This is a genomic window from Microbispora sp. H10836, from assembly GCF_012999525.1.
Classification (GTDB): Bacteria; Actinomycetota; Actinomycetes; order Streptosporangiales; family Streptosporangiaceae; genus Microbispora.
On record NZ_JABBWU010000003.1, the window covers coordinates 109,625 to 127,359 of the forward strand.

The window sequence follows — 17,735 nt, forward strand, 5'->3', positions numbered from 1 at the left end:
GTGATGCCCGCCCCGGTAACCCAAGCGGTCAACCAGAGTCTCGCCACGCTGAGCGACCAGCTGATCCTGGTCACCGTCCTGCTGTATCTCGCCGCGATGATCTGCTTCGCGCTGGATCTCGCCTTCGGCCGGGCCCGCACGGTCGTGTCCGCCCGGCGGCGGGAGCTCGTCGGCGCGGGCGGTCCGGCGGTGCCCGATGACACGACCGGCGACGCGACCGGGGACACGACGGAGGATTCAGGCTCGCAGCCGGCGGCGTGGGCCGTCCGTGCGGGGACCGTCGGCGTGGTCCTCACCTGGATCGCGTGGGCCGGCAACCTCGCCGGCATCATCACCCGGGGCATCGCGGTCGACCGGTGGCCGTGGGCCAACATGTACGAGTTCGTGGTGGCCATCTGCTTCGCCGCCGTGACCGCGTTCCTCGCGCTGCTGATCCGTCAGCCGATCCGCTTCCTCGGCGCGTTCGTGACCGTGACGGCGGCGCTCGGGCTGGGCTTCGCCGTGCTGTTCCTGCACGTCCAGGCGGGCCCGGTGATGCCCGCGCTGCACTCGTACTGGATCGCGATCCACGTCACGGCGGCGATCGTGGCGAGCGGGCTGTTCATCGTGGCGGGCGTGTGCGCGATCCTCTACCTGATCCGCAGGGACGGGCGCCCGTCGGTGCTGCCGAGCAGGGAGAGCCTGGAGCGCGTCGCGCACCGCGCGATCGTCATCTCCTTCCCGATCTGGACGTTCGCCGTCATCGCCGGCGCCCTGTGGGCCGACCGCGCGTGGGGCCGTTACTGGGGCTGGGACCCGAAGGAGGTGTGGGCGTTCATCACGTGGGTCGTGTACGCCGCCTATCTCCACGCCCGGGCGACGGCCGGGTGGCGCGGTAAGGCCGTGATGATCATCTCGCTGGTCGCCTTCGGTTGCCTGCTGTTCAACCTGGTCGGCGTCAACATCTTCTTCTCGGGACTGCACTCCTACGCCGACGTGCCCAAGTAAGGGGCCGTTCGCGGCGGAGGTCTCACGCGGGGACTCCCGGCGGGAGGTTCGAGGGGGTGCGCGGGGGGGTCGCGCGGGGTCTCATGTGCGGTCTCGTGCGGGGTCAGTCCTCGTCGCGCAGGCGCCGATCGAGGCTGCGCAGGAACTCGGGGTCGTCGTCGGGTCCGCGGGGCACGTCGCCGCTCTGGGCCCACCCGCCGCTTCCCGCCGCGTACACGGCGTGCTGACGGCGGGGGCGACCCACGAGGAGCCAGGTCAGCGCACCGATGTCCGCCAGGAGGATCACGATGAGGACCCACAGGAACTTCGGGAGATTGCGCACGTCCTGCTCGGGGGTCGTGATCACATCGAAGAGGCAGTAGAGCCAGAGGGCAAGCAGCGCCAGGCCGATAATCACGCTAGGCATGCCCACACGGTAAGCCATGCCGGCCACTGATCGGGTCGGGCTTCGGGGTGACGGGGGCAGCCCGGCATCGTACGGTGGACCGGTACGCGGCACGAGGACGCGGAGCCTGACTGAGGGGTGCGATGGCGGAGCCGGGCGACAGAGGCCGCCACCGGCGGGGGTCGCGGTGGTGGCAGCGAGGGCCCTATTTGTCCTCCCACCGCCGGACGGACGCCCCCGAACGCCCTCGCGATCGTGCTGCCGATCGTGCTTCCGACCGAACCTCTGAGTGGGCGGCGGAACGCGACCGGGACCGGCCCACGGAGCGACCGCAGGGCCGCCGCGCGGAGCGGGACACCCAGTGGGATGCGCAGCGGGGCGGCGAATGGGCGGCCGGCTGGCCGCCGGAGCGGCCGGTGGACCGGGTCCACACGGTCACCGCACCCGTGGTGGACGACCGGCCGCAGTACACCTGGCAGGACTTCGAGCTCGACGACCTGCCGACGCGGGCCGCGCCCCACCCGCCCGACGCACCCGACCTGCGCGACGGCAGACGGCACTGCGGGCCCCTGGAACGCATCCTGTACCGCGAGTGGGACGCCGCCGAAGGGCCTCCGTCCGCCGACGCCGTACGGGCCGTGGACAGCCTGGCGAGGCTGCCCGAGCAGCTCAAGACCAAGCTCGCCATCGGGCTCGAAGGCATCTACGTCGGGCGCGGAGGGGTGCCCGATCTGGACGACATGGGCTACCTGCGCGGCGCGCCGCTGCCGTCGGGACGGGCCACCTGGGACATCTGCGCCGGCGCGTACGGCGACCGCAAGATCGTGGTGGGGGACCGGCCGTCGCCGACGCCCGACGTGATGATGCACGAAGTCGGGCATGCGCTGGACGACGTGGACGCGGGTCCGGGAGAGTGGGTGTCGGACTCCCCGGAGTTCGCGGCGCTCTACGAGGAGTGCCTGCCGCTGTTCGCGTCGTCGTTCCACCGGCAGCCCGGCGGCCTGGGGCGCAAGGAGTTCTTCGCCGACGCGTTCGCGGCGATCGCGTCCCGGCAGCGTCCGGCCCTGGTCGACATGCTGGGCGGCGACACGCGGACGGCCCTCAACGTCATGCTCTTCTTCAACCGGCGTTACGGAATCTAGGTGATTCGGATGTACGTGATCCGGCTCGGCGACGGGACGCTGCGCGTGCCCCGGTCACTGACCACCGATGACGGGCGCCTGATCGGCAACGCGTACGTGGAGGTCGCGCCGGGCGAGCCCGACTACGAACGCTGGCTGGCCGAGTCGATCACCGAGGAGGAGGACGCCGAGCGCCGGCGCCGCTGGCGTGAGGGCGACGACGCGCTCGAGCAGGCGTTCCTGGCCTTCAAGGCGGAGCAGGACTGACGTACCCGGCAAGGGAGCAGGACAGGCCGGGAACGCAGACTCGATGTGGGACTGACTCCGGTGACCCTGCGGCGTCCGGGTAGCGCGCAGGATCACCTGGTGCTGGTACTGCGTCAGACTCGCGGGGAGTCGCCGTTCGGCCTTTCGGCCGTGAGGACGTCCTCACCGCGAAGGAGGGCGTGCACTTCCGATTCACGGAACCGCCTGTGCCCCCCGGGGGTACGGATGCTGCTGATGCGCCCGGCCGCGGCCCAACGGGTCACGGTCTTCGGGTCGACCCTGAAGAGAGCGGCAACCTCTCCAGGAGTCAGCAGTCGCTCGCTGCTACTCTCCACAATCTCTCCCCCTCGCGTCCCGCGTCCTGCAGCGGGCGGACAGGTAACCAGTGTGCCGAGCGAAGCCTGATTTATCCGTGGTTTTCGGAGAAGATCACGGGTTGTTACCGGCTCAGTGCCCGATTGTTATATGATAGAGCCTCTTTGGGGCGCTCATGGGTGTTTCTTTACAAAAGCGCCTTGTTGTGAACACTAGCAGTGCCCGCAGCAGATGCGAAGAGAGACGGGCGGGCCGGGAGGGTGACGTAACCTCGACGCTGTGCATCCGGTTGTCGTTTACACCCTTTCACGCCTCGGGCTGTTCGCCGTCGCTCTCGGCGTCCTGTATCTCGTCGGCCTGCGGTCGTTCCCGCTTCTCCTGCTCGCCGTCCTGGTCAGCGGTCTGGCCAGCTATGTGCTGCTGTCCAAACAGCGCGACGCGGTGAGCGAGCGCATCGCCGGGAAACGGCGGGAGACGGGGAAGAACTAGGTCGCCGGGAACATGCCGACGCGGGCATGGTACTCATGCCCGAGCTCCGTCGTGTCGCTTCCCACCAAAAGACCTGTCTTTACGGTCAGGAAGGCCTTTACCCCGATTCCCCTTTCCCTCGTCGGGTTCCAGCGCAGCGCCCTGCCCCTGACCGGGTCGATCGCCCCGATGCCGGGCCGGTGGACCGCCCCCCGGCCCGCCGTGTCGGCGCCGCGCGGGTTGTCCAGCCAGCGCTGGTGTCCGCCCACGTAGACGGCGGACCCCGTGACCGCGACCGCGTACAGGGAGTCGCCTCCGGTCAGGTTCACCCAGGTCGGGCGGATCGCCTCGCCCTTCGCGTACGTCTCGAACCTGGCGGCCGAGTCGCACAGCTTCGAGGTGCCGCGCGCCGCCCCGCCGGTCGTGACGACCACGAAGTAGCGCCCGTCCGGGGACAGGTCGAGCCCGCGCACGTACGACGGGAAGTCCGGCTTGCACGCCGGGGCGTACGCCTCGGTGTGCCAGTCGGCCACCCGCCCGGTCGTCAGGTCGATCACGCCGAGCTGCGGGCGGCGCAGGCCGTCGAGCGTGGTGAACGAGCCGTCCACCACTAAGCGGTCGCGGACGGCGGCCATCGCGTAGATCCGCGGATCGCCGCGGCGCCCGTCGCCGGGCGTGACGGTGAACCGGGGGTCGACCGCGCCGGTTTCGGCGTCCACCCGGGCCAGCGCGGTGCGCGGGCTCCGGCCGATCCTGCCGAAGTCGCCGCCCACGTAGAGCGCGCCGCCCAGCCGTACCAGGCTGGTGACGTCCCCGCCGTAGACAGGGGCGGAGAAATCGTCGTCGACGGCGCCGTCGGACAAGCGGAGGCGGACCAGGGCCCGGGAGGGCACGTTGAAGGCGCCGCCCACGAAGACCGTGTCGCCGGGACCGGCGGCCAGCGCGGCCACCGGCCCGTCGAGGTCCGGCGCGAAGTCGCGCAGGACGCGCCCGGTGTAGAGGTCGAAGGCGAAGACGTTCGCCCGCGGCAGGTCCTCCCCGCCCCGGGCCTCGCGGACCGCGCTGAACTCGCCACCCACCACGACGGTGCGGCCGACCAGCGCGAACGCGGTCACGACGCCGTCGAGCACGTGCGGTGTGATGTCCACCGGATTCTCCGACACCGCACGGGGCTGCCGGATGCCGGCGGACGCCGTGGCGGCTGGGAGAAGGGCGGCGCATGTGACGAGCGATGCGACCGGAAGCAGTGCGGTGGTGACGCGCATTCCCCAATTTCTAGCAGACTCAACGTAATCGGAGAACTACGTTCCGCTCATCCGGTGGCGGTGGTGAGGGGGCACGCCCGTCGCGTCCTAGGCTTGCCTGCATGACGCGCGCATCGCTGGACAAGCAGCCGCACGAGGTCGCCGCGATGTTCGATCGCACGGCCCGGCGCTACGACCTGGTCAACGACGTCCTCTCGCTGGGCCAGGACCGCCTGTGGCGGAAGGCCACCGCGGCGGCGATCGACGCGGGGCCCGGCGAGCTGGTTCTCGACCTCGCCGCGGGCACCGGCACCTCGACCGACGCGTTCACCGCGCTCGGGGCGCGGGCGATCGCGTGCGACTTCTCGCTCGGCATGCTCCGCACCGGCGTCGAGCGGCGCGGCGGTTCCGGTCTGTACGGCGGGGGCGTGCGCGGGGTGACGTTCGTCGCGGGCGACGCGCTGCGCCTGCCGTTCCGCGACGAGACGTTCGACGCAGTGACGATCTCCTTCGGCCTGCGCAACGTGGCCGACACCGAACAGGCGCTGGGCGAGATGCTGCGGGTGACCCGCCCGGGCGGCCGGCTGGTGATCTGCGAGTTCTCCCGGCCGACGCCGAAGTCGTTCGACCTCGTCTACTCGCAGTACCTGATGAAGCTGCTGCCACCGGTGGCCCGGATGGTCAGCTCGAATCCCGAGTCCTACGAGTACCTCGCCGAGTCGATCCGGGCCTGGCCGGACCAGGAGGCGCTGGCGCGGATCATCCAGGGAGCGGGCTGGCGGAAGGTGGCCTGGCGCAACCTCACGCTCGGCGTCGTGGCCCTGCACCGGGCGGTCAAAGCGTGATGAGACGAGCTTGGCCATACCCCTCTGACACTTCGCCCCGGATAGGGGTTAGACTGCGGCGCGACAGTTTGTGAAGTTGTTCACAAAGGCACGAAGGTCTAAACCAATTTCGAGGCCTTCCTTCCCTGGAACGGACAGGTCCCCCGTGAGTGAGCGAACCCGCGTGACGCGGAGAGAGGTCGACGCCGACGTCATCGTCGTCGGCGCGGGCCCCGCGGGCGCCACGACGGCCTTTCACCTCGCCCGCGCCGGTCTCGACGTGCTGCTCCTGGAGAAGACGCGCTTCCCCAGGGAGAAGGTCTGCGGTGACGGACTGACCCCGCGGGCGGTGAAGGAACTCGTCGCCATGGGCGTCGACATCGACGCGCCCGGCTGGATCAGGAACAAGGGGCTGCGCGTCTACGGCGGCGGCGTGCGCCTCGAACTCGACTGGCCCGAGCTGTCGAGCTACCCCGACTTCGGCCTCGTGCGCACCCGCGCCGACTTCGACCAGATCCTCGCCAGGCACGCCGAGCGCGCGGGCGTCCGGCTGCGCGAGGGCGTGAACGTTACAGGCCCACTGCTCGACGAGCGCAGCGGCCACGTCGTGGGCGTGACGGCCAAGGCGGACGGCGAGGAGGTGTCCTACCGCTCGCGGCTCGTGGTGGCGGCCGACGGCAACTCGACCCGGCTGTCGATCGCGTTGGGCCTGCACAAGCGTGAGGACCGCCCGATGGGCGTGGCGGTGCGCACCTACTACAAGAGCCCCCGCCACGACGACGACTACCTGGAGACGTGGCTCGAGCTCTGGGACGGCGACCGGCTGCTGCCCGGCTACGGCTGGATCTTCCCCGTCGGCGACGGTACCTCCAACGTCGGCCTCGGCCTGCTGAACACCAGCGAGGCGTTCAAGAACATCGACTACCGCGACCTGCTGCGGCGGTGGATGAAGAACACTCCGGAGGAGTGGGGCTTCACCGAGGAGAACATGACGGGCCCGATCAGGGGCGCCGCGCTGCCGATGGGCTTCAACCGGCAGCCGCACTACGCCCGCGGGCTGGTTCTCGTCGGCGACGCGGGCGGCTCGATCAACCCGTTCAACGGCGAGGGCATCGCGTACGCCATGGAGACCGGCAGGACCGCGGCCGAAGTGATCGTCCAGGCGCTGTCCCGGCCGACGCCCGCCCAGCGTGAGCGCGTATTACTCGCGTATCCCCGTATGCTCAAAGACGCCCATGGCGGATACTTCACCCTCGGCCGCCTGTTCGTGGAGGCGATCGGGAGGCCGGGTGTGATGAGCTTCGCCACCCGGCACGGGATGCCCCATCCCACCCTGATGAGATTCGCCTTCAAGCTGCTCGCTAATCTCACAGACCGGCGGGGCGACGTCTCCGACCGCATAATCAACGCCCTGTCCAAGGTGGCTCCGCCATCATGATCGCCGAAGCCAGCATGACTGAAGCCCGCATGACTGAAGCCCGCATGACCGAGACGATGCGCACGTCGCCCCCGGCCCCGCAGGTGGCCGCCCGGCCGGCCGCGCTCTCCGGCATTCTCGTGATCGCCCAAATTCATCGAGTAAGCGAGGACATGTAGCCATGGAGCTGTATGTGCCGATCGTGGTGCTCGCGGTCCTCGCGGCGGGATTCGCCGTGTTCTCCGTGAGCATCGCGCCATTCACCGGGCCGAAGCGCTGGAACCGCGCGAAGCTGGACGCCTACGAGTGCGGCATCGAGCCCACTCCGCAGCCGGTCGGCGGCGGCCGATTCCCGCTGAAGTACATGATCACCGCGATGTTGTTCATCGTGTTCGACATCGAGATCATCTTCCTCTATCCGTGGGCGGTGGCCTTCGACAAACTCGGCGTGTTCGGGCTGGTCGAGATGGTGCTGTTCATCGTCACCGTTCTCGTGGCGTACGCCTACGTCTGGCGGCGTCGCGGCCTCGATTGGGATTAGCCATGGGTCTTGAAGAGAAACTCCCGAGCGGGTTCATCCTCACCACCGTCGAGCAGGTGGCGGGCTGGGCCCGGAAGAACTCCGTCTGGCCGGCGACCTTCGGTCTCGCGTGCTGCGCCATCGAGCTGATGGCCACCGGCGGCCCGAAGCACGACCTGGCCCGCTTCGGCATGGAGCGTGCCTCCGCCTCCCCGCGGCAGGCCGACCTCATGATCGTGGCCGGCCGGCTGTCGCAGAAGATGGCGCCCGTCCTCCGCCAGATCTACGACCAGATGGCCGAGCCCAAGTGGGTCATCGCGATGGGCGTCTGCGCGTCCAGCGGCGGCATGTTCAACAACTACGCCATCGTCCAGGGCGTGGACCACGTGGTGCCGGTCGACATCTACCTGCCCGGCTGCCCGCCGCGCCCGGAGATGCTGATCGACGCCATCGTGAAGCTACACGACAAGATCCAGAACATGAAGTTCGGCGCGCACCGCGAGAAGCAGATCGAGGAGCTCGAGCTCCAGGCGCTGCGCACGTTGCCGCTGATCGACCAGGGGGCCGGGAAGTGACCACCGAGAACCTGCCCGGGCTGCCCGAGGAGCCCGTCGCCCGCAGGGGCATGTTCGGCGTCAAGGACACCGGCGACACCTCCGGCTACAACCGTCTGGTCGTCCGCCGTCCGCCGAAGCTGTCCAGCAGCCGGCCGTACGGGTCGTACTTCGACGAGGTGGCCGACGCGCTGGAGCCGGCGTTCGCCGACGCGATCGAGCGCGTGGTCGTCGACCGCGGGGAGATCACCTTCCACGTGCGGCGCGAGCGGCTGCCCGAGGTGATGAAGCACCTGCGTGACGACCCGGCGCTGCGGTTCGAGCTGTCGCTCGGCGTCTCGGGGGTCCACTACCCCGAGGAGACCGGTGCGGAGCTGCGCGCCGTCTACCACCTGTGCTCCATCACGCACAACCGGCGCGTCCGGGTGGAGGTCTCCTGCCCCGACGCCGACCCGCACATCCCCTCCACGGTTCAGGTCTACCCCACGCACGACTGGCACGAGCGCGAGACGTACGACTTCTTCGGAATCGTCTTCGACGGCCACCCGGCGCTGACCCGGATCGAGATGCCGGACGACTGGGAGGGGCACCCGCAGCGCAAGGACTACCCGCTCGGCGGCATTCCGGTGGAGTACCGCGGCGCCGAGGTCCCCGCGCCGGACCGGAGGAGGTCGTACTCGTGAGCGTCGACCTGCACGACTGGACGAGGGCAGCGAGGAGAGCGTCGTGAGCACCACCGAGACCGAGGGCCGGATCTACGACGTCGCCGGTCAGGACTGGGACGAACTGGTCAAGACCGTCAGTGAGTCGGCCGAGGAACGCCTCGTCGTCAACATGGGCCCGCAGCACCCGTCGACGCACGGTGTGCTCCGGCTCGTGCTGACCCTCGACGGCGAGACCGTGACCGAGGCCCGCACGGTGATCGGCTACCTGCACACCGGCATCGAGAAGAACATGGAGTACCGGACGTGGACCCAGGGGGTCACGTTCGTCACCCGCATGGACTATCTCGCGCCGATCTTCAACGAGACCGCCTACTGCATGGGGGTCGAGAAGCTTCTCGGGATCACCGACAGGATCCCGGATCGGGCGCAGGCCCTCCGGGTCCTGACGATGGAGCTCACCCGGATCTCCTCCCACCTCGTCGCGATCGCGACGTTCGGGTTGGAGCTGGGCGCGACGACGCCGATGCTGTTCGGCTTCCGCGAGCGCGAGATGGTGCTCGACCTGATGGAGTACATCACCGGTCTGCGGATGAACATGGCGTACGTCCGGCCGGGCGGCGTCAGCGTCGACCTGCCGGCCGGCGCCGTCGACAAGATCGGCGAGTTCCTCAAGATCATGCCGGGGCGGATCAAGGAGATGCGCAAGCTCCTCGACGCCAACCCGGTCTACACCCGGCGCACCAAGGACGTGGCCTACCTCGACCTGACCGGGTGCATGGCGCTCGGGATCACCGGGCCCATGCTGCGCGCCGCCGGCCTGCCGTGGGACCTGCGCAAGTCTCAGCCCTACTGTGGCTACGAGACGTACGAGTTCGAGGTGGCGACACAGAACACCTGCGACGTGTACGGCCGTTATCTCGTGCGCATGGCCGAGATGGAGGAGTCCCTCAAGATCGTCGAGCAGGCGCTCGACCGGTTGTCCGGCCCGCTCAAGGGCGGCCCGGTGATGATCGAGGACAAGAAGATCGGCTGGCCGTCGCAGCTCGCGCTCGGCCCCGACGGCCTCGGCAACTCGCCCGACCACATCGCCCACATCATGGGCAGTTCGATGGAGGCCCTGATCCACCACTTCAAGCTGGTGACCGAGGGCTTCCGGGTGCCGGCCGGGCAGGCGTACGCCTCGGTCGAGTCGCCGCGTGGCGAGCTGGGCGCGCACGTGGTCAGCGACGGCGGCACCCGGCCCTACCGGGTCCACTTCCGCGACCCGTCGTTCACGAACCTGCAGGCGGTGCCCGCGACGTGCGAGGGCGGCATGGTCGCCGACGTCATCTCCGCGGTCGCCTCGATCGACCCGGTCATGGGAGGTGTGGACCGATGAGCGGCAAGCCGCCGGTTCAGGCCGCCCGCGTTGCGAATGAGGAGGGGAGCGCGACCATGAGCACGGGTTACGCGCCCGAGGTCCGCGAGCGTCTGGAGACGGACGCCAAGGAGATCATCGGCCGCTACCCCCGGCCGCGTTCGGCGCTGCTGCCGCTGCTGCACCTGGTGCAGTCGGAGGACGGCTACATCTCCGACGCCGGGCAGGAGTTCTGCGCCGAGATGCTGGGCCTGTCCAAGGCCGAGGTCGTCGGCGTCGCGACCTTCTACACCATGTACAAGCGCAAGCCGGCCGGCGAGTACAACGTCGGCGTCTGCATCAACACGCTGTGCGCGGTCATGGGCGGCGACCAGATCTGGGAAGAGCTCAGCGAGCACGTGGGCGTCGGCCACGACGAGACCACCGAGGACGGCAAGATCACGCTGGAGCGGCTGGAGTGCAACGCCGCCTGCGACTTCGCGCCGGTCATGATGGTCAACTGGGAGTTCTTCGACAACCAGACCCCGGAGTCGGCCAGGCAGCTCGTCGACGACCTGCGCGCCGGCAAGGAGGTCGCGCCCACGCGCGGCCCGCGCCGGCTGTGCACGTTCAAGGAGGCGTCCCGGGTCCTCGCCGGCTTCCCCGACGGCCAGGCCGCCGAGGGCCCGTCGGCCGCCGGCCCGTCGCTGGAGGGCCTGAAGGTCGCCAAGGCCAACGGCTGGGAGGCCCCCAAGGCCGAGGGGAGCTCGGAATGACAACGCGGAGAGAACCCGACGCAGTGAGCGGAGCGGTCCGCGAGGTACGAGCGGCCCGCGCAGCGAACGAGGAGCGGTGAGCGACCAAATGACACAGCTTACGCCGATCCTGACGAGGAACTGGGACCAGGACGACTCGTTCACCCTCGACGGGTACGGCGAGTACGCGGCCGCCAAGAAGGCCCTGGGCATGGACCCCGACGCCGTCATCCAGGCGGTGAAGGACTCGGGCCTGCGCGGCCGCGGCGGCGCGGGCTTCCCCACCGGCATGAAGTGGGGCTTCATCCCGCAGGGCGACGGCAAGGCCCACTACCTCGTCGTCAACGCCGACGAGTCGGAGCCGGGGACCTGCAAGGACATCCCGCTCATGATGGCCAACCCGCACGCGCTGGTCGAAGGCGTGATCATCGCGTCCTACGCCATCCGGGCCAACCACGCGTTTATCTACATCCGCGGTGAGGTGGTCCACGTCATCCGCCGGGTGCAGGCCGCGGTTCGTGAGGCGTACGAGAAGGGTTACCTCGGGACGGACATCTTCGGCTCGGGCTACGACCTCGAACTCGTCGTGCACAGCGGCGCCGGGGCGTACATCTGCGGCGAGGAGACCGCGCTGCTCGACTCGCTGGAGGGCTACCGCGGCCAGCCCCGGCTCAAGCCGCCGTTCCCGGCGGTCGCCGGCCTGTACGCCTCCCCGACGGTGGTCAACAACGTCGAGTCGATCGCGAGCGTGCCGAGCATCATCGCCAACGGCGCCGACTGGTTCGCCGGGATGGGCACCGAGAAGTCCAAGGGCTTCGGCATCTTCTCGCTGTCGGGCCACGTGACCCGGCCGGGCCAGTACGAGGCCCCGCTGGGCATCACGCTGCGCGAGCTGCTCGACATGGCGGGCGGCATCCGCGAGGGCCACGAGCTGAAGTTCTGGACGCCGGGAGGCTCCTCGACGCCGATCTTCACGGCCGAGCACCTCGACGTGCCGCTCGACTTCGAGTCGGTCGGGGCCAAGGGCTCGATGCTGGGCACCCGCGCCCTGCAGATCTTCGACGAGACGACCTGCGTGGTCCGCGCGGTGATGCGGTGGACCGAGTTCTACGCGCACGAGTCCTGCGGCAAGTGCACGCCCTGCCGTGAGGGCACCTACTGGCTCAAGCAGGTGCTCAAGCGGCTGGAGAAGGGCCAGGGCACCGAGGACGACCTGGCCACCATCACCGACATCGCCGACAACATCCTCGGCCGTTCGTTCTGCGCCCTCGGCGACGGCGCGACGAGCCCGATCCACTCGTCGGTGAAGCACTTCCGCGACGAATACCTCAAGCACTTCGAGATCGGCGGCTGCCCGTTCGATCCCGCCGCTTCCACGGTGTGGGGGTCCAAGTGACAGTTCAGACGACGCAGCCGGAGCAGCCGGTCGTGGACATGGTCACCCTGACCATCGACGGCTTCCAGATCAGCGTCCCGAAGGGCACCCTGATCATCCGGGCCGCGGAGCTGCTGGGGATCCAGATCCCCCGGTTCTGCGACCACCCGCTGCTCTCGCCGGCGGCCAACTGCCGCCAGTGCCTGGTCGACATCCCCGACGCGGGCAACGGCCGCGGCTTCCCCAAGCCGCAGCCGTCCTGCGCGATCGAGGTCGCCGATGGCATGGTGGTCAAGACGCAGCTCACCTCGCCGGTGGCCGAGAAGGCCCAGCGCGGCGTGATGGAGATGCTGCTGCTGAACCACCCGCTCGACTGCCCGGTCTGCGACAAGGGCGGCGAGTGCCCCCTGCAGAACCAGGCCATGTCGAACGGCCAGGGCGAGAGCCGGTTCGTCGAGCAGAAGCGGACGTTCGAGAAGCCCATCCCGCTGTCGAGCGAGGTGCTGCTCGACCGCGAGCGCTGCATCCAGTGCGCGCGCTGCATCCGCTTCTCCGAGCAGATCGCCGGTGACCCGCTCATCGACTTCTTCGAGCGCGGGGCCAAGGAGCAGGTGGGCGTCGCCGACGGCGAGCCGTTCCAGTCCTACTTCTCGGGCAACACCATCCAGATCTGCCCGGTGGGCGCGCTGACCGGCGCGGCCTACCGGTTCCGCTCCCGCCCGTTCGACCTGGTCTCCACGCCGAGCGCGTGCGAGCACTGCGCGTCGGGCTGCTCGCTGCGCACCGACCACCGCCGGGGCAAGGTCACCCGCCGCCTGGCCGGGGACGACCCGCAGGTCAACGAGGAGTGGAACTGCGACAAGGGCCGCTGGGCCTTCACGTACGCCACCGCGCCCGACCGCCTGCGGTCGCCGCTGGTCCGTGACGAGAGCGGCAAGCTCGTCCCGACCTCCTGGCCGGACGCGCTGGCCGTCGCGGCCGAGGGCCTGCTGCGGGCTCGCGGCAAGGCCGGGGTGCTGGTCGGCGGGCGGCTCACGGTCGAGGACGCCTACGCCTACAGCAAGTTCGCCCGGATCGCCCTCGGCACCAACGACATCGACTTCCGGGCCCGCCCGCACTCCGAGGAGGAGGCGCGCTTCCTCGCCCACGCCGTCGCCGGCAAGGGCATCGAGGTCTCCTACGCCGACCTGGAGACGGCCCCGGCCGTGCTCCTGGCCGGGTTCGAGCCCGAGGAGGAGTCGCCGATCGTCTTCCTGCGCCTGCGCAAGGCGGCGCGCAAGCGGGGCCTGAAGGTCTACTCGCTCGCGCCGTTCGCCACGCCGGGCCTGGCCAAGATGCAGGGCACGCTGATCCGCACCGCGCCCGGCGCCGAGGCGGAGGCGCTCGGCGACCTCGTCGGCGGCGACGTGCTGCCCGCCGGCTCGATCGTCCTCGCCGGCGAGCGGCTCGCCACCGCCCCCGGCGCCCTGTCCGCGCTCGTACGGCTCACGCAGGCCACCGGCGCGCGGCTCGCCTGGGTGCCGCGCCGGGCCGGTGAGCGCGGCGCGCTGGAGGCGGGCGCGCTGCCGGGCCTGCTGCCGATCGGCCGCCCGGCCTCCGACGAGGCCGCCCGCGCGGAGGTCGCCAGGGTGTGGGGCGTCGGCTCGCTGCCGGACGCGCCGGGCCGCGACACGGCGGGCATCATCGAGGCCGCGCTCAACGACGAGGTCGACGCGCTGGTCGTGGCGGGTGTGGACCCCTACGACCTGCCCGACCCGGCCCGGGCCCTGGCGGCGCTGGAGAACACGCCGTTCATCGTCAGCCTGGAGATCCGCGCCAGCGCGGTCACCGACCGGGCCGACGTGGTCCTGCCGGTCGCCGCGGTGGCCGAGAAGTCCGGCACGTTCGTCGACTGGGAGGGCAGGGGCCGCTCGTTCGGTGTGGCCACGGCCGTCCCCGGGCTGATGAGCGACCTGCGCGCCATCGCCTCGATCGCCGACCAGATGGACGTCCACCTCGGCCTGCCCGACCCCGCCGCCGCCCGGCGGGAGATGGCCGCGCTCGGCTCCTGGAAGGGCTCCCGCCCGGCCGCGCCCGCGGTGACGGGCCGCGCGGCCAGGGAGCCGCAGGCGGGCGAGGCCGTGCTGGCGACCTGGCACCTGCTGCTCGACGACGGCCGGCTGCAGGACGGCGAGCCCTACCTGGCGGGGACCGCCCGCTCGGTGGCGGCGCTGCTGTCGGAGGCGACGGCCGCCGAGATCGGCGCGGTCGACGGCGGAAAGATCACCATCGGTGACGACGTGGTCGTGCCGGTGCGCGTCGCGGACCTGCCCGACCGTGTCGTGTGGGTGCCGTCCAACTCCGCCGGCCTGTCGGTCACGCGCGACCTGCGCGCGGTCGCCGGAGACGTCGTAAAGATCGGGAGCGTCTCGTGAACAACCCCGGACCCACCTGGAGCGACTTCGGCCACGATCCCCTGTGGATCATCATCATCAAGGCCGTCGCGATCTTCGTGTTCCTGATGCTGGGCGTGCTGTTCGGCGTGTGGACCGAGCGCAAGCTCATCTCGCGCATGCAGCACCGTTACGGCCCCAACCGGGCCGGAAAGTTCGGCCTGCTGCAGTCGGTGGCCGACGGCCTGAAGATGGGCCTGAAGGAAGACATCATGCCACGCACCGTGGACAAGGTGATCTACCTTCTCGCCCCGGTCATCATCGCCGTGCCCGCCTTCCTGGCCTTCTCGGTGGTGCCGTTCGGGCCGGTGGTCTCGATGTTCGGCCACCGGACGCCGCTGCAGCTCACCGACCTGCCGGTCGCGGTGCTGCTGGTCCTGGCCACCGCCTCGATCGGGGTCTACGGCATCGTGCTCGCCGGGTGGGGCTCCCGCTCGCCGTACGCCGTGCTGGGCGGGCTGCGCTCGGCCGCCCAGGTCGTGTCGTACGAGATCGCGATGGGCCTGTCGTTCGTCGCGGTGTTCCTCCAGGCGGGCACGCTGTCCACCCACGAGATCGTGGCGAAGCAGGCGAGCGGCGGCACCTGGGACATCGGCGCGCTGTCCATCCCCATGCCGTCCTGGTACGTGGTCTCGCTGGTCCCGTCCTTCCTGATCTACGCGATCACGATGCTGGGTGAGACGAACCGCGTGCCCTTCGACCTCCCCGAGGGTGAGGGCGAGCTGGTCGGCGGCTTCCACACCGAGTACTCCTCCTCGCTGAAGTTCGCGATGTTCATGCTCGCCGAGTACGTGAACATCTTCACGGTCTCGGCGATGGCGATCACGCTGTTCTTCGGCGGCTGGCGGGCCCCGTGGCCGATCTCCATGTGGGACGGCGCGAACTCCGGCTGGTGGCCGCTGCTGTGGTTCTTCATCAAGCTGGTGATCGCCTTCGGCTTCTTCGTCTGGGTCCGCGCCTCGCTGCCGCGTGTCCGGTACGACCAGCTCATGGCCTTCGGCTGGAAGGTGCTCATCCCGGTCAACCTGGCCTGGATCCTGATGGCCGCCACGTTCAAGGCGCTGCGCCTGCCGGACAGCAACCGTGCGGTCGTCATGACCATCGGCGCGGTCGTCATCGTCGGCGCCCTCGCGATCTGGCTCCGGTTCGACACGGTCAACCAGCGCCGCAAGGAGGCGAAGGCCGCCCAGATCGAGGAGGAGTTCGAGCAGCTGCGGGAGGAGCCGGTCGCGGGCGGGTTCCCCGTGCCGCCGCTCGACGCCCCGCACTATCACGGAGTCGTGCCCGCCGCGCGTCTCAATTCCGACGCCGCCAAGGAGGTGACCAGTGGGAGCAACTGATTGGCTGAACCCGATCAAGGGATTCGGCGTCACCTTCCACCACATGTTCAAGAAGCCGGTGACCGTCAACTATCCCGAGGAGAAGCGGCCCACCGCGCCGCGCTTCCACGGGAGGCACCAGCTGAACCGGTGGCCCGACGGGCTGGAGAAGTGCGTCGGCTGCGAGCTGTGCGCCTGGGCCTGCCCGGCCGATGCCATCTACGTGGAGGGCGGCGACAACACCGACGAGGAGCGTTTCTCGCCGGGTGAGCGGTACGGCCGCGTCTACCAGATCAACTATTTGCGCTGCATCCTCTGCGGGCTGTGCATCGAGGCGTGTCCCACCCGGGCGCTCACGATGACCAACGAGTACGAGCTCGCCGACTCCAGCCGCGAGTCGCTGATCTACACCAAGGAGATGCTCCTCGCGCCGCTGGGGCCGGGCATGGAGCAGCCGCCCCACCCGATGCGCCTCGGCGAGACCGAGGAGGACTACTACCGGTTGGGTCGAAGCAATGGGTGAGTCCATCACGTTCTGGGTGCTCGCGGTCGTCTCGGTGATCGCCGCGCTCGGACTCGTCTTCAGCCGCAGGGCCGTCTACTCGGCCCTCATGCTCGGCGTCGTCATGCTCTCGCTGGCGGTGCTGTACGCGGTTCAGGACGCTCCGTTCCTGGCGGCGGTGCAGATCATCGTCTACACCGGCGCGGTCATGATGCTGTTCCTGTTCGTGCTCATGCTCGTGGGCGTGGACTCGTCCGACTCCCTCGTGGAGACGATCAGGGGCCAGCGGTTCTGGGCCATCGTGGGCGGGCTCGGCTTCGCCGTCCTGCTCGCGGCCGGCATCGGCAACGCGGTCGTCGGCGCCCCCAAGGGCCTGACCGCCGCCACCCAGGCGGGCAACGTGCCCTCCCTGGCCGAGCTGATCTTCACGCGCCACGTGTTCGCCTTCGAGGTGACCTCGGCGCTGCTGATCACGGCCGCGCTCGGCGCGATGGTGCTCGCGCACCGGGAGCGCAGCGAGCCCAAGCCGACCCAGAAGGACCTGTCCCGGCAGCGCTTCGTCGCCTTCGGCAGGACGGGCAAGAACCCGGCGCCGCTGCCCGGCCCCGGCACCTACGCCCGGCACAACGCCATCGACATGCCGGCGCTGCTGCCCGACGGGTCCGTCTCGCCGCTGTCGGTCAACCGGTACATCGCCCGGTACGAGGAGTCCCAGGGCATCCTGCCCCCGGAGGTCGCCCGCGTGCTGGAGCAGGAGGAGGCCGCCCAGCGGGCCAACGGGCACAGCACCCCGACGGTCGCCGACGAGGCCAGGGACGGCGGTCCCGACACCGAGCCCATGGCCGAAGAGGGCCCGGTGGAAGAGGGCGTCGTGGCCGGCCGGGTCGTCAGCGCCCGCGCTGACGCCCGGAGCGAGGAGGACGGCAAGTGACCACGCACTACCTGGTGCTCTCCGCGCTGCTGTTCTCGATCGGCGGCGTCGGCGTGCTCGTACGGCGCAACGCCATCGTGGTGTTCATGTGCGTCGAGCTCATGCTCAACGCCTGCAACCTGGCGTTCGTCACCTTCGCCCGGCAGAACGGCAACCTCGACGGCCAGCTCATCGCGTTCTTCGTGATGATCGTGGCCGCCGCCGAGGTGGTCATCGGCCTGGCCATCATCGTGACGATCTTCCGAACCCGCAGGTCCGCGTCGGTCGACGACGTCAGCCTGCTGAAGTACTAAGAGGTGGCCGTGGAACCCGCTGAGA

The 17,735-nt window shown here is 69.9% G+C and carries 21 protein-coding genes; 18 read left to right on the forward strand and 3 right to left on the reverse strand.

Features of this window, described 5'->3' with window-relative positions; all coding sequences use genetic code 11:
• The first annotated feature begins 3 nt into the window (after nucleotides 1-3).
• The gene (ccsB, locus tag HHX30_RS07925) at nucleotides 4-987 is read left to right on the forward strand and encodes a c-type cytochrome biogenesis protein CcsB (protein ID WP_169980961.1); all 984 of its coding nucleotides are present in this window, start codon (nucleotides 4-6) and stop codon (nucleotides 985-987) included.
• A gap of 103 nt (nucleotides 988-1,090) precedes the next feature.
• Here ccsB and HHX30_RS07930 read toward each other — a convergent pair whose 3' ends face one another.
• Nucleotides 1,091-1,393 (reverse strand): PLD nuclease N-terminal domain-containing protein, encoded by a 303-nt coding sequence (locus HHX30_RS07930; protein WP_169980962.1) that lies wholly within the window; start codon nucleotides 1,391-1,393, stop codon nucleotides 1,091-1,093.
• A gap of 395 nt (nucleotides 1,394-1,788) precedes the next feature.
• Between HHX30_RS07930 and HHX30_RS07935 the strand changes: the two genes are divergently transcribed.
• Both HHX30_RS07935 and HHX30_RS07940 read left to right on the forward strand, forming a co-directional pair.
• Nucleotides 1,789-2,514 (forward strand): hypothetical protein, encoded by a 726-nt coding sequence (locus HHX30_RS07935; protein ID WP_169980963.1) that lies wholly within the window; start codon nucleotides 1,789-1,791, stop codon nucleotides 2,512-2,514.
• Nucleotides 2,515-2,523: 9 nt separating this feature from the next.
• A complete protein-coding gene (locus HHX30_RS07940) occupies nucleotides 2,524-2,760 on the forward strand; it encodes a hypothetical protein (RefSeq protein WP_030506849.1) in 237 nt (78 codons plus the stop codon).
• Between the two features lie 113 nt (nucleotides 2,761-2,873).
• Here HHX30_RS07940 and HHX30_RS07945 read toward each other — a convergent pair whose 3' ends face one another.
• Complete coding sequence (locus HHX30_RS07945) at nucleotides 2,874-3,095, reverse strand: BldC family transcriptional regulator (protein ID WP_079315524.1); 222 nt, start codon at nucleotides 3,093-3,095, stop codon at nucleotides 2,874-2,876.
• A 259-nt stretch (nucleotides 3,096-3,354) separates the two neighbouring features.
• Between HHX30_RS07945 and HHX30_RS07950 the strand changes: the two genes are divergently transcribed.
• Nucleotides 3,355-3,564, forward strand: a complete 210-nt coding sequence (locus tag HHX30_RS07950) for a DUF4229 domain-containing protein (RefSeq protein ID WP_169980964.1) — start codon at nucleotides 3,355-3,357, stop codon at nucleotides 3,562-3,564.
• Here HHX30_RS07950 and HHX30_RS07955 read toward each other — a convergent pair.
• Nucleotides 3,561-4,691 carry a hypothetical protein gene (locus tag HHX30_RS07955; protein ID WP_311922207.1) on the reverse strand — a complete coding sequence of 377 codons (1,131 nt, stop codon included), beginning with the start codon at nucleotides 4,689-4,691 and terminating at the stop codon, nucleotides 3,561-3,563. The genes HHX30_RS07950 and HHX30_RS07955 overlap by 4 nt on opposite strands.
• A 218-nt stretch (nucleotides 4,692-4,909) precedes the next feature.
• Here HHX30_RS07955 and HHX30_RS07960 point away from each other — a divergent pair, with 218 nt between their 5' ends.
• The 14 genes from HHX30_RS07960 to nuoK all read left to right on the forward strand — a co-directional run bounded on the left by HHX30_RS07960 (nucleotide 4,910) and on the right by nuoK (nucleotide 17,710).
• Nucleotides 4,910-5,632 carry a demethylmenaquinone methyltransferase gene (locus HHX30_RS07960; protein ID WP_169980966.1) on the forward strand — a complete coding sequence of 241 codons (723 nt, stop codon included), beginning with the start codon at nucleotides 4,910-4,912 and terminating at the stop codon, nucleotides 5,630-5,632.
• A 163-nt stretch (nucleotides 5,633-5,795) separates the two neighbouring features.
• Nucleotides 5,796-7,049, forward strand: coding sequence for a geranylgeranyl reductase family protein (locus tag HHX30_RS07965; RefSeq protein ID WP_310742066.1), 1,254 nt, complete (start codon nucleotides 5,796-5,798; stop codon nucleotides 7,047-7,049).
• Nucleotides 7,046-7,207, forward strand: coding sequence for a hypothetical protein (locus HHX30_RS07970; protein WP_169980968.1), 162 nt, complete (start codon nucleotides 7,046-7,048; stop codon nucleotides 7,205-7,207). The genes HHX30_RS07965 and HHX30_RS07970 overlap by 4 nt, the downstream gene beginning before the upstream one ends.
• Nucleotides 7,208-7,209: 2 nt before the next feature.
• Nucleotides 7,210-7,569: an NADH-quinone oxidoreductase subunit A gene (locus HHX30_RS07975; protein WP_079315519.1), complete on the forward strand. Its 360-nt coding sequence runs from the start codon at nucleotides 7,210-7,212 to the stop codon at nucleotides 7,567-7,569.
• Nucleotides 7,570-7,571: 2 nt separating this feature from the next.
• Nucleotides 7,572-8,123 carry an NADH-quinone oxidoreductase subunit B family protein gene (locus HHX30_RS07980; protein ID WP_169980970.1) on the forward strand — a complete coding sequence of 184 codons (552 nt, stop codon included), beginning with the start codon at nucleotides 7,572-7,574 and terminating at the stop codon, nucleotides 8,121-8,123.
• Entirely contained in the window at nucleotides 8,120-8,785 is a 666-nt protein-coding gene (locus HHX30_RS07985; RefSeq protein WP_169980972.1) for an NADH-quinone oxidoreductase subunit C, read from the forward strand. The genes HHX30_RS07980 and HHX30_RS07985 overlap by 4 nt, the downstream gene beginning before the upstream one ends.
• 43 nt (nucleotides 8,786-8,828) lie before the next feature.
• On the forward strand, nucleotides 8,829-10,145 hold the full coding sequence (locus HHX30_RS07990; RefSeq protein WP_169980974.1) for an NADH-quinone oxidoreductase subunit D: 1,317 nt from the start codon (nucleotides 8,829-8,831) through the stop codon (nucleotides 10,143-10,145).
• Entirely contained in the window at nucleotides 10,142-10,879 is a 738-nt protein-coding gene (gene nuoE / locus HHX30_RS07995) for an NADH-quinone oxidoreductase subunit NuoE (RefSeq protein ID WP_169980976.1), read from the forward strand. Before HHX30_RS07990 ends, nuoE begins: the two co-directional genes overlap by 4 nt.
• Before the next feature lie 88 nt (nucleotides 10,880-10,967).
• A complete protein-coding gene (gene nuoF, locus HHX30_RS08000) occupies nucleotides 10,968-12,254 on the forward strand; it encodes an NADH-quinone oxidoreductase subunit NuoF (RefSeq protein WP_169980978.1) in 1,287 nt (428 codons plus the stop codon).
• 38 nt (nucleotides 12,255-12,292) lie between these two features.
• Nucleotides 12,293-14,647 carry an NADH-quinone oxidoreductase subunit G gene (locus HHX30_RS08005; protein WP_211591788.1) on the forward strand — a complete coding sequence of 785 codons (2,355 nt, stop codon included), beginning with the start codon at nucleotides 12,293-12,295 and terminating at the stop codon, nucleotides 14,645-14,647.
• Nucleotides 14,644-16,005, forward strand: a complete 1,362-nt coding sequence (nuoH, locus tag HHX30_RS08010) for an NADH-quinone oxidoreductase subunit NuoH (RefSeq protein WP_169980982.1) — start codon at nucleotides 14,644-14,646, stop codon at nucleotides 16,003-16,005. Before HHX30_RS08005 ends, nuoH begins: the two co-directional genes overlap by 4 nt.
• Entirely contained in the window at nucleotides 15,992-16,507 is a 516-nt protein-coding gene (gene nuoI / locus HHX30_RS08015; RefSeq protein ID WP_139574090.1) for an NADH-quinone oxidoreductase subunit NuoI, read from the forward strand. The genes nuoH and nuoI overlap by 14 nt, the downstream gene beginning before the upstream one ends.
• The gene (locus tag HHX30_RS08020; RefSeq protein WP_169980984.1) at nucleotides 16,500-17,417 is read left to right on the forward strand and encodes an NADH-quinone oxidoreductase subunit J; all 918 of its coding nucleotides are present in this window, start codon (nucleotides 16,500-16,502) and stop codon (nucleotides 17,415-17,417) included. Before nuoI ends, HHX30_RS08020 begins: the two co-directional genes overlap by 8 nt.
• On the forward strand, nucleotides 17,414-17,710 hold the full coding sequence (gene nuoK / locus HHX30_RS08025) for an NADH-quinone oxidoreductase subunit NuoK (RefSeq protein WP_169980986.1): 297 nt from the start codon (nucleotides 17,414-17,416) through the stop codon (nucleotides 17,708-17,710). The genes HHX30_RS08020 and nuoK overlap by 4 nt, the downstream gene beginning before the upstream one ends.
• The last annotated feature ends 25 nt before the right edge of the window (nucleotides 17,711-17,735 follow it).

What these genes read in the sequence shown, in the direction of transcription:
- ccsB (WP_169980961.1), top strand. Translation starts at nt 4, where the DNA reads ATGCCCGCCCCGGTAACCCAAGCGGTCAACCAGAGTCTCGCCACGCTG.
- HHX30_RS07930 (WP_169980962.1), bottom strand. Translation starts at nt 1,393, where the DNA reads ATGCCTAGCGTGATTATCGGCCTGGCGCTGCTTGCCCTCTGGCTCTAC.
- HHX30_RS07940 (WP_030506849.1), top strand. Translation starts at nt 2,524, where the DNA reads ATGTACGTGATCCGGCTCGGCGACGGGACGCTGCGCGTGCCCCGGTCA.
- HHX30_RS07960 (WP_169980966.1), top strand. Translation starts at nt 4,910, where the DNA reads ATGACGCGCGCATCGCTGGACAAGCAGCCGCACGAGGTCGCCGCGATG.
- HHX30_RS07970 (WP_169980968.1), top strand. Translation starts at nt 7,046, where the DNA reads ATGATCGCCGAAGCCAGCATGACTGAAGCCCGCATGACTGAAGCCCGC.
- HHX30_RS07975 (WP_079315519.1), top strand. Translation starts at nt 7,210, where the DNA reads ATGGAGCTGTATGTGCCGATCGTGGTGCTCGCGGTCCTCGCGGCGGGA.
- HHX30_RS07980 (WP_169980970.1), top strand. Translation starts at nt 7,572, where the DNA reads ATGGGTCTTGAAGAGAAACTCCCGAGCGGGTTCATCCTCACCACCGTC.
- nuoE (WP_169980976.1), top strand. Translation starts at nt 10,142, where the DNA reads ATGAGCGGCAAGCCGCCGGTTCAGGCCGCCCGCGTTGCGAATGAGGAG.
- nuoF (WP_169980978.1), top strand. Translation starts at nt 10,968, where the DNA reads ATGACACAGCTTACGCCGATCCTGACGAGGAACTGGGACCAGGACGAC.
- HHX30_RS08005 (WP_211591788.1), top strand. Translation starts at nt 12,293, where the DNA reads ATGGTCACCCTGACCATCGACGGCTTCCAGATCAGCGTCCCGAAGGGC.
- HHX30_RS08020 (WP_169980984.1), top strand. Translation starts at nt 16,500, where the DNA reads ATGGGTGAGTCCATCACGTTCTGGGTGCTCGCGGTCGTCTCGGTGATC.